Source organism: Pediococcus parvulus (assembly GCF_007990205.1).
Lineage (GTDB): Bacteria > Bacillota > Bacilli > Lactobacillales > Lactobacillaceae > Pediococcus > Pediococcus parvulus.
In genome coordinates, this window is the sequence record NZ_BJWE01000001.1 from 118,522 (window position 1) to 131,650 (window position 13,129).

The 13,129-nt window shown below is 38.6% G+C and carries 13 protein-coding genes; 1 reads left to right on the plus strand and 12 read right to left on the minus strand.

The window, feature by feature from the left end:
* Position 1 precedes the first annotated feature (1 nt).
* The 6 genes from rsmB to gmk form a co-directional block, all read right to left on the minus strand.
* Positions 2–1,339: a 16S rRNA (cytosine(967)-C(5))-methyltransferase RsmB gene (gene rsmB / locus PPA04_RS00555; RefSeq protein ID WP_057783515.1), complete on the minus strand. Its 1,338-nt coding sequence runs from the start codon at positions 1,337–1,339 to the stop codon at positions 2–4.
* A complete protein-coding gene (fmt, locus tag PPA04_RS00560) occupies positions 1,336–2,286 on the minus strand; it encodes a methionyl-tRNA formyltransferase (RefSeq protein ID WP_057783512.1) in 951 nt (316 codons plus the stop codon). The genes rsmB and fmt overlap by 4 nt, the downstream gene beginning before the upstream one ends.
* A 15-nt stretch (positions 2,287–2,301) precedes the next feature.
* Positions 2,302–4,716 (minus strand): primosomal protein N', encoded by a 2,415-nt coding sequence (gene priA / locus PPA04_RS00565; protein WP_057783510.1) that lies wholly within the window; start codon positions 4,714–4,716, stop codon positions 2,302–2,304.
* Positions 4,717–4,728: 12 nt separating this feature from the next.
* Positions 4,729–5,943, minus strand: coding sequence for a bifunctional phosphopantothenoylcysteine decarboxylase/phosphopantothenate--cysteine ligase CoaBC (gene coaBC / locus PPA04_RS00570; RefSeq protein WP_057783508.1), 1,215 nt, complete (start codon positions 5,941–5,943; stop codon positions 4,729–4,731).
* Positions 5,944–6,026: 83 nt separating this feature from the next.
* Positions 6,027–6,236, minus strand: coding sequence for a DNA-directed RNA polymerase subunit omega (gene rpoZ, locus PPA04_RS00575; protein WP_057783506.1), 210 nt, complete (start codon positions 6,234–6,236; stop codon positions 6,027–6,029).
* A gap of 1 nt (position 6,237) precedes the next feature.
* Positions 6,238–6,852 (minus strand): guanylate kinase, encoded by a 615-nt coding sequence (gene gmk / locus PPA04_RS00580; RefSeq protein WP_057783504.1) that lies wholly within the window; start codon positions 6,850–6,852, stop codon positions 6,238–6,240.
* A 180-nt stretch (positions 6,853–7,032) separates the two neighbouring features.
* Here gmk and PPA04_RS00585 point away from each other — a divergent pair, with 180 nt between their 5' ends.
* Complete coding sequence (locus PPA04_RS00585) at positions 7,033–7,347, plus strand: hypothetical protein (RefSeq protein ID WP_057783502.1); 315 nt, start codon at positions 7,033–7,035, stop codon at positions 7,345–7,347.
* Between the two features lie 10 nt (positions 7,348–7,357).
* On the opposite strand, the gene PPA04_RS00590 is transcribed toward PPA04_RS00585, so the two are convergent.
* From PPA04_RS00590 to PPA04_RS00615, 6 genes are all read right to left on the minus strand, one after another.
* Positions 7,358–8,029, minus strand: coding sequence for an ABC transporter permease (locus tag PPA04_RS00590; RefSeq protein ID WP_057783500.1), 672 nt, complete (start codon positions 8,027–8,029; stop codon positions 7,358–7,360).
* Between the two features lies 1 nt (position 8,030).
* Positions 8,031–8,966, minus strand: a complete 936-nt coding sequence (locus PPA04_RS00595) for an osmoprotectant ABC transporter substrate-binding protein (protein ID WP_057783498.1) — start codon at positions 8,964–8,966, stop codon at positions 8,031–8,033.
* A gap of 13 nt (positions 8,967–8,979) precedes the next feature.
* The gene (locus PPA04_RS00600) at positions 8,980–9,618 is read right to left on the minus strand and encodes an ABC transporter permease (protein ID WP_057783496.1); all 639 of its coding nucleotides are present in this window, start codon (positions 9,616–9,618) and stop codon (positions 8,980–8,982) included.
* Positions 9,615–10,799: a betaine/proline/choline family ABC transporter ATP-binding protein gene (locus tag PPA04_RS00605; protein ID WP_186806935.1), complete on the minus strand. Its 1,185-nt coding sequence runs from the start codon at positions 10,797–10,799 to the stop codon at positions 9,615–9,617. Before PPA04_RS00605 ends, PPA04_RS00600 begins: the two co-directional genes overlap by 4 nt.
* 150 nt (positions 10,800–10,949) lie before the next feature.
* Positions 10,950–12,635, minus strand: coding sequence for a DNA repair protein RecN (recN, locus tag PPA04_RS00610; protein ID WP_057783492.1), 1,686 nt, complete (start codon positions 12,633–12,635; stop codon positions 10,950–10,952).
* 31 nt (positions 12,636–12,666) lie between these two features.
* Entirely contained in the window at positions 12,667–13,122 is a 456-nt protein-coding gene (locus PPA04_RS00615) for an arginine repressor (RefSeq protein ID WP_057783490.1), read from the minus strand.
* Between the last annotated feature and the right edge of the window lie 7 nt (positions 13,123–13,129).

Here is a 13,129-nt window from a genome sequence, read left to right on the forward strand (position 1 = left end):
ATCACGCTCTCTTTTGTAAACAAGCAATAAAAAAGCCATCGGATTCAAAATCATCCGGGTAAATATTCAAATATGGCGTTGTTCTCGACGATTTCAACTGCTTTTTTGTTGAAGTCTGAATCAGCTCAAATTCAGGATGAAGTTTCAAAAAATCAGTCATCGTATTTTCATTTTCTTGTTTTAGTATGGTACACGTACTGTAAGTTATTATACCGTTATTTTTTACTTTTGCAGCTACGGCATTTAAAATTTCTAATTGAATTTTGTGCAGCTTTTCACTATCAGTTAATGCCTTTTCATAACGAATTTCAGGTTTCCGCCGTATAAGACCAATTCCTGAACATGGTGCGTCCACTAAAATTCGATCAAAAGAATTATCTTCTGCTAATAAATCGATTTTACGAGCATCCAAAACCTTCACTTCAACTTGAGTATTTAATCCCATTCGTTTCGCATTCGTACGGATTAGAGCTACCTTTTTAGGATGTAAATCCAGTGCCAAAACGTGTCCATTTTCACCAACTTGTTGTGCGATATGAGTGGTCTTTCCCCCAGGCGCTGCACAAGCATCCAAAACTGTCATGCCAGACTCTAGTTGCATTGCTTCAGCAACCAACATGGCACTCTCATCTTGAACAGTCAAAGAGCCATTTTGGAAAAGCTCTGATCTTGCCACACTCCCATTTGAAACCACAATTCCATCTTCTGCTACTTCACTGGGGATCACTTTATATTCATGGGCGTTCAAATAGTCAACGGCTTGGACTTGAGTTATCTTCTGCGTGTTAATTCGGGCAGCCTGACGAGCAGGCTGATTAATTGACGCAAGAATCCGATTTGTTTTTGACTCACCAAGTTGAGCGTCTAATTCCTTAATGATCCACGGAGCCACACTATACTTAACACTACGATAATTTTTTTGATCTTTAATAGCATCTAATTCTGGGAATCCTTTTCGCTGCATGGCATGTAAAACACCGGTCACAAAAGCACGGATACCACTATGGCCTTCTGTTTTGGCAATTTCAATGCTTTCGTTAAAAATAGCCCTTGTTGGTACTCGATCCAGATAAACCATTTGGAAAACGGCCGTTAACAATAACTGGTGCACCCAATCCTGCACTTTTTTGCCCTCAACAAATGGGGATAGAAAATAGTCTAAAGTCAATTTATGCTGAATCACACCATAGACAATTTCCGTCAACAAATTGATGTCTAATTGTGACAACTGACTGTCTGCAATGATATTTTTCAGTTCAATGTTCGAATAGGCACCTTTATTAACTTTTACTAACACATCAACCGCTAATGCTCGTGGATTTCGTTGTTTATCTATCATAACTTGATAACCTGCTCACCTTCGTAAAATGCCTCTTGACTTCCGTTTAAATAATCAGTGATATCCATCTGTGGTTTGCCAGCCGGTTGAACACGGTCTAAACGAACTACACCATTTTTGCCGGTTGCAATCAACAACTTGTGCTTTGTTTTTTCTACAACTTGACCCGGCAATAGGTCAGTAGTTTGATCCAAAGGGGTGACCTGCCATAACTTGGTCCGCAACCCATTTAAGATCACAAAACTAACTGGAAATGGTCGTAATGCACGAACTTTGGCATCGACCAATTTTGCAGATTGACGAAAATCAACTTGTTCTTCTTCAGGTTTAATATTTGGTGCAAACGTTACTTTTTCTTCGTCTTGTTCAACACCTGCAAGCTCACCCGCAATCAATTTGGGTAATGTTTCGTTTAATAGATTTCGGCCCAAAATGCTTAACTTTTCAAACATTGAACCCACATCATCTGTTGCTTCAATCTTGATTTTTCGCTGGGCAAGCATTTTACCTGCGTCCATCTTCTTAACCATATAAATAATGGTTATTCCCGTTTCTGACTCACCATTCATAATGGCATACTGCACAGGAGCCCCACCACGGTACTTAGGTAATAGTGACCCATGGACATTAACAGCCGCCAGTTTGACCGAATTAATTAATTTCATTGGTAAAAATTGGCCAAAAGCTGCGGTTACAATTAAATCGGCATGCAACGCAATTAATTGAGCCATTTCTTCAGAACCACTAATTTTTTCTGGTTGGAAAACAGCAATTTCATTTTCTACCGCCACCTTTTTAACTGGCGACATCGTTAGGTTATGTTTTCTTCCAGTGCGTCGATCAGGTTGGGTAACGACAGCTTCCACATTGTAATCTGGATTTTGAATTAGACTCTGTAAAATAGGGACAGCAAACTGCGGGGTCCCCATAAAAATAATGGATTTCATTTGATAAAATTCCTCCTACATAAATGATTGTGGTTCGGCATCAATCGATAACTGAATGCCTTGACGATAATCACTTTGAGATTCCTGTAAAATTTTGGTAACAGCTGTATGGAGATTGGGTTCATGTTTATATTTAATCACAATTTGATAATAATATTTATTTTTGACCCGTGCAATCGGTTTAGGTGTAGGGCCCAAAACAATGGCATCAGCACTTAACTGCGGTCGCAATTCTTTTAAAACAGCAAACATTTTTTGGGCCGCCATTTTTTCTTCTTTATTGGCTGCAGTAATCTGAAGTGTGAAGTAATAGGGCGGGTACTTTCCCTGATGACGAATGTACATTTCTTTTCGGAAAAAGTTTTCATAGTTTTGAGTCTTAGCCAGCTGAATGGCATAGTGGTCAGGATTAAAGGTTTGCACAAACACTTCTCCTAACTTATCAGCACGCCCTGCACGTCCACTTACCTGCGTCAACAATTGAAATGTGCGTTCACTAGAACGGAAATCAGGCAACTCTAAGGCGGTATCCGCATTAAGCACACCAACGAGTGTCACGTTGGGAAAATCTAGTCCCTTGGCAATCATTTGCGTCCCCAGCAAAATGTCTGCCCGACGTTCACCAAACTGACGTAATATTCTTTCATGTGCCCCTTTACGCCGAGTGGTATCCACATCCATTCGTAAGATTCGTGCACTAGGAAACTTGGTCTTCAACTCTTGTTCTACTTTTTCTGTTCCGGTCCCATAATAACGAATTTTTCGGCTATGACAATTAGGACACTGTTTAGGAATCGGTTCTTCATGACCACAGTAATGACATTTCATGCTACGACTATCCATGTGTAGAGTTAAAGAGATGTCACAGTTAGGGCATTTCAGAACAAACCCACAATCACGGCACATGATAAACGAGGAATACCCCCGCCGGTTTAACATCAAAATACTTTGTTGTTGCATGTTCAAACGTTTATCAATTGCATTTAGTAAAGGTTGCGAAAAGTTTTGATCAGCACCTGTTTGCAATTCTTCACGCATATCAATAATTTGAACTTTAGGCAATGGATGTCCATTAATTCGATTGGGTAACCGCAATAATTGATAAACTTGCCGTTCACTTCGCGCTCTTGATTCTAAAGAAGGTGTGGCACTACCGAGTACCAATGGGCAATTGTAAAACTTGCTTCGCCACTGGGCCACATTTCTAGCATGATATCGCGGTGCGTCATCTTGTTTATAACTGGTTTCATGTTCTTCATCAATAATGATGACGCCCACATTTTCAATGGGCGCAAAAATTGCCGACCGTGCACCAACCACGACTTGTGCTTCATGGCGTTTGATTCTGCGCCATTCATCAAATTTTTCTCCATCCGAAAGGCCACTGTGTAAAACGGCCACTTGTTTGCCAAACCGGCCCTTAACTCTGGTAACCATTTGAGGCGTTAAGGCAATTTCTGGAACCAACATAATAGCTGTTTTTCCTTTAGCAAGCGCGTAAGCAATCGTTTGTAAATAAACTTCTGTCTTGCCACTTCCAGTGACTCCTTCAAGCAAAAAAGTCTTCGCTTGGGACTTCTCAATACTTTGAGAAATCTCATCAAGGGCTGTTTGCTGTTCCTGATTTAAAGTAAGGGGCGTCGTTTTCCCTTTAAACTCTTTATACGGATCGCGATATTGCTCTACTTTTTTACGTACCAGCCATCCTTTCGCCTCGCCAGCTTTAATTGTTGCTGAACTGATGGCAAGTTTCTTTTCTAAAGTCGTTTGAGAAACTATTTTAGACTGGTTAGCTAGAAAATGAACAAGATCACGCATTTTAGTGGCATTTTTTCGAAGAGAATCTACAATTCCAGATTCTTGTTCCGCATTAATGTGAGACTCAATTTGAAAAATCTGTTTTGTTTGTGCTTGGTTTTTAACGCGATACACAATTTCAATTTTGCCTTGTTTTCGAAGCTTAGATAACTCACTTTGTTGTAACGGTGAAAGCGTGTCCGTTTCAAAATCTTGCCACTGAGTAGATGGCAAAATATCAGCTAACTGTTCTTCACTCATCTGATCATCAACAATTTTCAGTTGCTTACTATACTTTGCCCGCATCACATTTGGTAACATCGTTAATAAACAAGTAATTTGGAATGAAAATGTGGTATCTGCTAGCCAACGAGATAATTGAATTAATTCCGTGTTTAAAACTGGTTCTAAGTCCATCAAACTTTCAATTGATTTCAGCTGATCAGCATCAACTTCTTCCATTCCAATTTGAACGACAAACCCTTGCACTTTTCGATTACCATTACCAAATGGAACCACAACCCGCATGCCAACTTGAAGCTCATTTGTCAGTTGTTTAGGGATTAAATAAGAATAAGGACTATTTGTCTGCATCGTTGGAACATCAACAATTATTTTGGCAACTTGGATCATAATTTCACCTGCTTATGCAAACCGCTTTGCAATTACTTCTAGTACTTTTTTTGCGATAACTTTTTTATTTTCTTTGGAAATTTGAATATTAGGTTCATTTGGCTGCAAAATGGTTACTGCATTTTCATCAACATCAAATCCGATATCGTGACGGTACACATCATTAGCCACAATCATATCAGCGCCTTTAGCCCTTAGTTTTCCTTTAGCGTTATTAAGAAGATCTTCTGTTTCTGCTGCAAATCCAACGACAAACTGATTGGTATGCAAGTTCTTTAAACTTTTTAAGATATCTGGTGTTTCTTGAAGTTCTAAGATCAATTTGTCAGATTGAGTAGCCTTTTTAATTTTATGGTTCTCAAACTGCACTGGCTGATAATCAGAAACCGCAGCTGCCATAATCAAAATATCTGCCTTGTCAAAATTATTGTGAACCGCAGTCATCATTTCCGTCACAGTTTCCACATAAATAACTTTAACCCCGTTTGGAGTCGCCAGCTGTTTGGTTGCAGAAATCAAAGTAACCTCAGCACCAGCTGTTTGTGCAACTTCTGCAAAAGCATACCCCATTTTACCAGAGGATCGATTAGAAATATAGCGAACTGGATCAAGATATTCTCGCGTGCCACCGGCAGTTATCAAAATCTTTTTGTTTTTCAAGCTAGCTAAGTTAGAATAGTTTTTCACCGTAATTTTTTTCTCGATATATTGCATGACTGTTGTGTTTTCAGGAAAACGGCCTTTACCTGAATAGCCCTCCGCTAGCAATCCTTCATCTGGATCCATAACATTCACACCATCAACTTTTAAGATTTTAATGTTGCGTTGGACCGCTGAGCTCTGCCACATATGCACATTCATTGCGGGAATTACAAATATTGGCGCAGTAAGTGCCAATAACGTGGTACTGACAAAATCATCTGCCAATCCATTGGCCATTTTACTCATGATATTGGCCGTTGCTGGCGCCACAATCGCGATATCTGTCCAATCTGCCAATTCCACGTGAGCAACTGGTGCACTGGTGACCTGTTCAAATAAACCGGTTTGCACTGGATGCTGACTAATCGTTTGGAAAGTCGCTTTACCTACAAATTTCATAGCCGTATTTGTCATAGCAACCCGGACCTGAGCACCTTGTTTTTGAACTAAACGAATCAATTCCACCACTTTGTACGTGGCTATCCCACCGGTAATAAAAAATGTAATATGCTTATCTTTCCACATAAAACTTCTCCTCGCTAGAAACTACTCTTAAAATCGAAAAAAGGTCTGAAAGAAATCTCTCTCAGGCCTTTGTATCACAAACTTTAAAATTCGGTTTTGTCAGGATCAATTACGACATCACCTGCAACAATTTCTTCAAGTGCCTGACCAACACTTTTAGAAGACTCATATTTGTCTAAAAGTGGTTGTGCGCCAGCATCTAATTCATGGGCACGTTTGCTTGCTAACATAATTAATGAGTAACGTGAATCCACACGTTCTAATAAATCATCAACTGATGGATATAAAATCATTTTATTTATCTCCTAACATTTCTTCATATTCTGGAAACACACGATCAACGCGGAATCGTTCACTTTTAATAATCGTTTTAATACTTTCAACAGCATTTTCAACTTTGTCATTCACAACAGCAAAATCATAATCTCGCATCATGCGAATTTCTTCAACAGCTTTTGCCATGCGTTTGTTAATGGTTTCCATATCTTCTGTGCCTCGATTTATGATTCGTTGTTTTAATTCCATCAAATCAGGAGGCGTCAAAAAGACAAACACACCATCTGGAGACTTCTGTCTAACCTGTAAGGCACCATTTACTTCAATTTCTAAAAAAACATCTTTTCCACGATCTAATGTTTCGTTAACGTACTTCAAAGGAGTCCCGTAATAATTGTCAACGTATTTTGCATACTCCAACATTTGACCAGTTTCAATGTTATGTTCAAACTCTTCCTTAGAAACGAAGTAATAATCAACACCATTGACCTCACCTTCACGAGGTTTTCGGGTTGTCATCGAAATGGAATATTGAAAATCATTCCCACCTTGGTCAAAGATTGCTTTACGTACCGTCCCTTTACCAACTCCGGATGGACCTGATAAAACGATAAGCATTCCTCTTTTTGCCATAATTTAAAATCTCCTAAATGTAATGTACTCCTATTATCGCTTTTTTAACCACTCTTTTCAACTACAAATCAAGGTTTAAGCACACTTTTCGTCCATTTAGACAACTTTTATATTTTCTATTGCATTTGTGAACGTTTGTTCGTATAATGAAAACACAAACAAACGTTCGAGGTGGAAAATATGGAAAATTTACAACAGAATCATAATCGTGTCTCCGAATTCGTCCAGAATTCCTATCAAAAGCTTTTTTCAGAACCAGAGCTAGAGGGCATTGAACCCCAAATGCCGAAATTTCAATTAAAATCATTCTTAGCTCAAGCCATTGATAAAAACTATAAGGTAACAATTCAAATCAATGCCAATAACACAATTTATGAAACAACCGGCTTACTAACAAAAATTGCTAAAAACCGTTTTCTTTTAGCTACTCAAGGCCAGAAAGTGACTTACCTTTTACAAATAGAAGATATTCGTTTCGTTAAAAAGACTTACTAATAACGGATATCTATTTATGTTGCTTAGCAAGTTTATAAACTGGATCCAATCTATTTTGTAACCAGCCTAAAACTAAATCAGAAATAATAGCCATTAAAGCTGTTGGCAATGCGCCAGCTAAGATAATGGCACCACCATTTGTTGCATTAGTCCCACGGATAATAATATCTCCAAGACCACCAGCACCAACGAAGGTCCCGATTGCGGTAATTCCAATTGCTAGAACCAAAGCGTTTCTTATACCGGCCATAATGACCGACATTGAAAGTGGCAGTTCAACCATGTACAGCATTTGAAAGCGAGTCATTCCCATTCCCTTTCCGGAATCAAGGATACTGGCATCCACACTCTGCATACCACTGTATGTGTTTTTTATAATGGGTAACAACGCATATAAAAAGACGGTTGCAATAACTGTGTTAACACCCAGTCCTAAGCCCAGCATGATAATAGACAACATTGCCAAGGAAGGAACCGTTTGAATCACATTGGCGATGCCAATTACGGTTGCACTCAGTTTTGAGTGCCGGGCAATCAAAATACCTAAAGGAATTCCCACGATTGCAGCAAACACAACTCCATAAATGGAAATTAGGAAATGACGATCAAACTGAGTAAGCACATATAAACCGTTATGAGAAAAATAATAAGCCAATTGTTGAAAAGTGTTTAAGTTTTCCATTCTATTTCCCATCCTTTCCATCAAAATAGTTATGTTGTTCTAAGAATTGTTTAGCAACCACCTGAGGCTCAATTAAATCATTATCAACTTTAGCATTCAACGTTTGCATCGTGGTTAACGAAATTTTTCCCTTTAGTTTAAGCAGAACCTTTTTCAATTCTGGATGTTCTTTAAGAACTTTGTCTGTTGCTAAAGGACTTGCATTATAAGGCGGGAAGAATTGTTTATTATCCTTCAGAACTTTCAAATCATAACTTTTAATCCGCCCATCAGTTGAATAACCTAATACCGCGTTCATTTTACCGGACTGAACCGCACTATAGACTAAACCAATCTGCATTGGATAAACCTTTTCAAATTGAAAGCCATAGACCTGAGTAAATCCAGTATAGCCATCCCCTTTTCGGTTAACCCAAATTTGGTCGGCACCAACGGTCATTTTGGGAGCCAAATTCTTTAAATCACTAACAGTTTTTAAATTCTCTTTTCGAGCTAATTTACCGGTCACCATAAATGCATAAGTATCAGCAAAACCGTAAGACGGAAAATAAGTCATATGGTATTTTTCTTGAAAAATCTTGCGAACCTTCCGTGTCGTAACCGAAGGACTTTTGATAGCATCTTGACCAAAAATAGTAGTGAGATCCGTTCCGTTATATCGAACGGCCGAAATATCAGCATTATCATTTTTAAGCGCTTGGAAACTTACAGAACCAGATCCCAAATTATTAATCAAAGTTGTTTTTAAATTGGTATCATGCTGAATCAAATCAGAAATCATATACGCCATAATTTGTTGTTCAGTTGTATTTTGGGTTGCAATTCGTACCGTATCCTGGGATGACGAGTTTAGGCCGGGGAATCCGCAACCGCTCAAGATAAACGTTGAAACAAATAGTAATATTCCAACCTTCAAAAATCGTGTTATTTTTTTCATTGCGATCCCCTTTCTATGATCTTACATTACTTGTCGTTTTAGGGGTGAGCCAAGCTTCTAGTTTGGCTAATAGCCAGTCAACCAACAAAGCTAACAAAATAACTGGAATGGATCCTCCTAAAATCAAATCAGTACGGTATAGGTTTAAACCATTAAAAATAAAGTCACCTAAACCGCCAGCACCAATATAAGAAGCTAACGCAGTCCACGCAATGACGTAGGTAGCAGACAAACGAATACCACTCATAATAACCGGAACCGCCATTGGCAACTCCAGCTTTATTATAGACTGCATATTTGTCATACCCATCCCTTTTGCTGCATCCTTTAAACTAGCATCCACACCGTTCAAGCCCAAATACGTGTTACGTAAAATTGGCAAAAGCGAGTAGATAAATAAGGCAACAATGGCCGGCAGCGCACCAATTCCAAAAAGCGGAATCATCATCGCTAACAATGCTAAAGCGGGAACCGTCTGTAGGACACTTGCTATTTCAATAATGATCGACGAAGCTTTCTTTAATCGGGTCAATGCCACTCCTAAAGGAACTGCAACTATCACGCCTAAACCAAGGGCAATTCCAGAAATATAAATATGTTGCCAAATTTTATAAAGTAACTGACCCCCGTATGTTTGGATAAAAATAATCACGATTTATCGTCACCCGCCTCTACTTTTTCAGCTGGCTTGGTATCCTCTTTCTTTTTATCATGTGTTTGCGTATCAGAATCTCCCCAAAGCGCATCATACACAATATCAACTAAAGAAGCCCGGGTCACAATTCCAACCAACTTCTTGTTTTCATCAACAACTGGAACGTTTTTATAACCGCGCTTCAAGATTCGTTCAACCGTATCTCGAATAATAGAATTTTCATTTACATAAAATACTTTTCGTGTCATCACATCATCAACACTAGTTGCCGTATTGTAGTTATAGTCAATCTGCTCAATGCCAACATAACCCTTCAGGACACCAGTATCATCAGTGACAAGTAAAGTATCAACTCGTTTTTCATGCATTAGCTTTAAAGCTTCTTTTAATGATCTACCTGGTGTAATCGAAACGGCGTTGTTATACATCACTTGGCCAACCGTGGTAATACTTGGTCTAGCCTGAATTAAGCGGTCTTTTCCAATTAAATTCTCGACGAACTCATTTGCAGGATGGCGCAAAATTTCATCCGGTGTGGCTACTTGAATCATTTTTCCATGACTCATGACCACAATGCGAGTAGCCAATTTTAAAGCTTCATCCATATCATGCGTCACAAATATTAACGTCTTCCCTAAACGCATTTGCAAATCTTTCACAAAGTCCTGTAAAGACTCACGTGTAATGGGATCCAATGCTCCAAATGGCTCATCCATTAAAATTAAATCTTGATCTGCTGCTAAGGCACGAACAACCCCAATTCGTTGTTGTTGTCCTCCTGATAATTCAGATGGATAACGATCCAAAAATTCTTCTGGTAATTTAACCATTTTAATCATTTCTTTAGCACGTTCGTTACGTTTTTCTTCAGACCATTTAAGTAATTTTGGCACAATTGTAATATTATCGCGAATTGTCATGTGAGGCATTAACCCAATATTTTGGATAACATACCCAATCTTACGGCGTAACTTAACGGGATCCGCTTTTAAAACGTCTTCCCCATTTAATTTAATTGAACCTTCGGTAGGGTTCAACATTCGATTAATCATCCGCATCGTCGTTGTCTTTCCAGAACCTGAAGTCCCGATAAAACAAATAAACTCACCTTTTTTAACATCGAGATTAAAGTCATCGACGGCCTTATTTCCACCGTAAATCTTTGAAAGATGTTTCATCTCTAAAAACACGTACGTCAACTCCATTCTTTTTTAAGTACAACTGAGTCTATCGTATCGTACATGGGCCCCTTTCTGCAAACGTTATGGCCAATTAATTAACTAAAAGGCCGCCCTATCAGTCCTCAGAAAAAAATAAAAAAGAGTTTTCTAAGATGTATGGGCCATCTTAAGAAGCTCTTTTGCATGTTGAATACTTAATTTTGTAACTGTACTACCTGCCAACATTCTGGCCAACTCTTGTACCCGACCGTTTTCATTCAAGTCACTCAATTTTGTTTCTGTACGGCCACCTTTTACTGCCTTTGAGACAAAGAATTGATGATCTGCTTCTGCGGCCACTTGTGGCAAATGGGTGATACATAAAACCTGCGAGTAACTTGCAATAAGCTTGATTTTCTCAGCAATAGCTTGCGCAACCCGGCCACTAACACCTGTATCTACTTCATCAAAGATAATGCTAGTAACACCCTGTGATTTTGCAAAAATTGTCTTCAACGCCAACATAATTCGAGAAAGCTCTCCACCAGATGCGATCCTAGACAACGGCCCCATAGACTCGCCGGGATTGGTTCGCAGATAAAACTCAACATTGTCAATTCCAGTCGATTTAAATTTCAAACCAGCAGATTCATCGAAGTGCACTTCAAATTCGGCCTTATCCATATACAGTTGTTTTAGTTGGTCATGAACTGCAACCTGTAACTTACTTGCTGCTTGTTTACGAGTTGTCGATAATTGAAGGGCAATTTTTTTGAGCTGTTCTTGAATCGTCTCTAATTGAGATTCCATTTGGTCTTCATCAGATTCTGAATCAACCATGCTATGAAGTTCCTCAGAAGCTTTTTGATCATAAGCTAAAATTTGTTGAATATTATCGCCATATTTCTTTTTAAGTTGATAAATCTCTTCTAACCGTTTTTCTACCTGGTCTAGCTTGCCTTCATCCCACTCCATATTTTCCAGCTCACCACTAATATCACTTGTGGCATCTTGTAACTGATAATAAGCTGAGGAAATAATATTTGAGATGTTTTTATATTTATCATCAATATTTTCAATATCACGCAAAGCATTCATCGCTTCACCGGTACTATCAATTGCCCCAGCAGACTCCTCATTTTCCAAAGCTAACTGTGCAGTTTGAAGGGCCGTGCTAATTTTTTGGAAGTTTTCTAAAAGTTCCTTTTGAGAATTAAGTTGTTCTTCTTCACCAACCTGCAGATTAGCATCTTCAATTTCTTTAACTTGAAAGCGAAGCATATCAACTCTTTGTGCCCATTCCTTTTCGTTAGCCTTTTTGCGATTAAATTTTTGTTTTAAATTTTGGAAATGTTCGTACTTTTGCTGATACTGTTTTAAAAGAGGTTGGATACCATTACGTGCGAACTCATCCAGCATACCCAAATGTTTCTCAGGCTGCATTAGTTCTTGATGCTCATTTTGCCCATGAATATCAATGAGGGTTTCACCGATTTTTTTTAGAATGGTTGTGTTAACTAAAGAACCGTTAATTCGACACACATTACGACCACTTGCTTGAATCTCTCTTTGTAAAATTAAAGTCGGATCCGCATGTTCAATTCCATATTGGTCTAATAACGCCAAGGTATCAGGATTTTTATCCATACTAAACATACCTTGCAAAACAGCCTTTTTAGTCCCCTTACGGATAAAATCAACCGATCCGCGACCGCCTGCAAGCAATCCAACAGCATCAATAATAATCGATTTTCCTGCACCTGTTTCACCAGTCAAAACGGTCATTCCAGAATTAAATTCAATATTCAATTTTTCAATAATTGCAAAGTTTCGAATTGATAATTCCTGCAGCATGTTTTCACCTCAACCTATTTGATTGCTCGACTCAATTCGTTAGCATTTCTGAAATTAATTGTTTAATGGTACCTACGCCTTCTATACTAGTCGTCACGACCAACACTGAGCCATCATCACTAATGGCACCTAAAACATCACTACTATTTAGTTGATTTAGCAAACTAGCTATGGCAGGACCACTCCCTGGCTGAACCGCCAAAAAAATAAAAGTTGCATTACTGGTCATCTTTCGCAACGACTGTTGAAGTGTAGTTCCCAACTTTAGTTTAATATCTTCATCTTTTTTTGGTGGCAAAGCGTAATGATAGCCACCATTTTTCGAAGGTAACTTAATTAACTGCATGTCGCGGATATCACGCGAAACTGTTGCCTGCGTGACTTCAATTCCACTCTCTCTTAAAAAAGTTACCAAATCTTCTTGCTTTTGAACATCATTGTCAATTAGGATTTTTTGAATATGCTTCTGGCGTTCACTTTTTTTCATTTGGCAC

Coding starts and splice junctions, on each gene's coding strand:
- rsmB (WP_057783515.1), bottom strand. CDS start 1,339: ATGATAGATAAACAACGAAATCCACGAGCATTAGCGGTTGATGTGTTA.
- fmt (WP_057783512.1), bottom strand. CDS start 2,286: ATGAAATCCATTATTTTTATGGGGACCCCGCAGTTTGCTGTCCCTATT.
- priA (WP_057783510.1), bottom strand. CDS start 4,716: ATGATCCAAGTTGCCAAAATAATTGTTGATGTTCCAACGATGCAGACA.
- coaBC (WP_057783508.1), bottom strand. CDS start 5,943: ATGTGGAAAGATAAGCATATTACATTTTTTATTACCGGTGGGATAGCC.
- rpoZ (WP_057783506.1), bottom strand. CDS start 6,236: ATGATTTTATATCCATCAGTTGATGATTTATTAGAACGTGTGGATTCA.
- gmk (WP_057783504.1), bottom strand. CDS start 6,852: ATGGCAAAAAGAGGAATGCTTATCGTTTTATCAGGTCCATCCGGAGTT.
- PPA04_RS00585 (WP_057783502.1), top strand. CDS start 7,033: ATGGAAAATTTACAACAGAATCATAATCGTGTCTCCGAATTCGTCCAG.
- PPA04_RS00590 (WP_057783500.1), bottom strand. CDS start 8,029: ATGGAAAACTTAAACACTTTTCAACAATTGGCTTATTATTTTTCTCAT.
- PPA04_RS00595 (WP_057783498.1), bottom strand. CDS start 8,966: ATGAAAAAAATAACACGATTTTTGAAGGTTGGAATATTACTATTTGTT.
- PPA04_RS00605 (WP_186806935.1), bottom strand. CDS start 10,799: ATGAAACATCTTTCAAAGATTTACGGTGGAAATAAGGCCGTCGATGAC.
- recN (WP_057783492.1), bottom strand. CDS start 12,635: ATGCTGCAGGAATTATCAATTCGAAACTTTGCAATTATTGAAAAATTG.
- PPA04_RS00615 (WP_057783490.1), bottom strand. CDS start 13,122: ATGAAAAAAAGTGAACGCCAGAAGCATATTCAAAAAATCCTAATTGAC.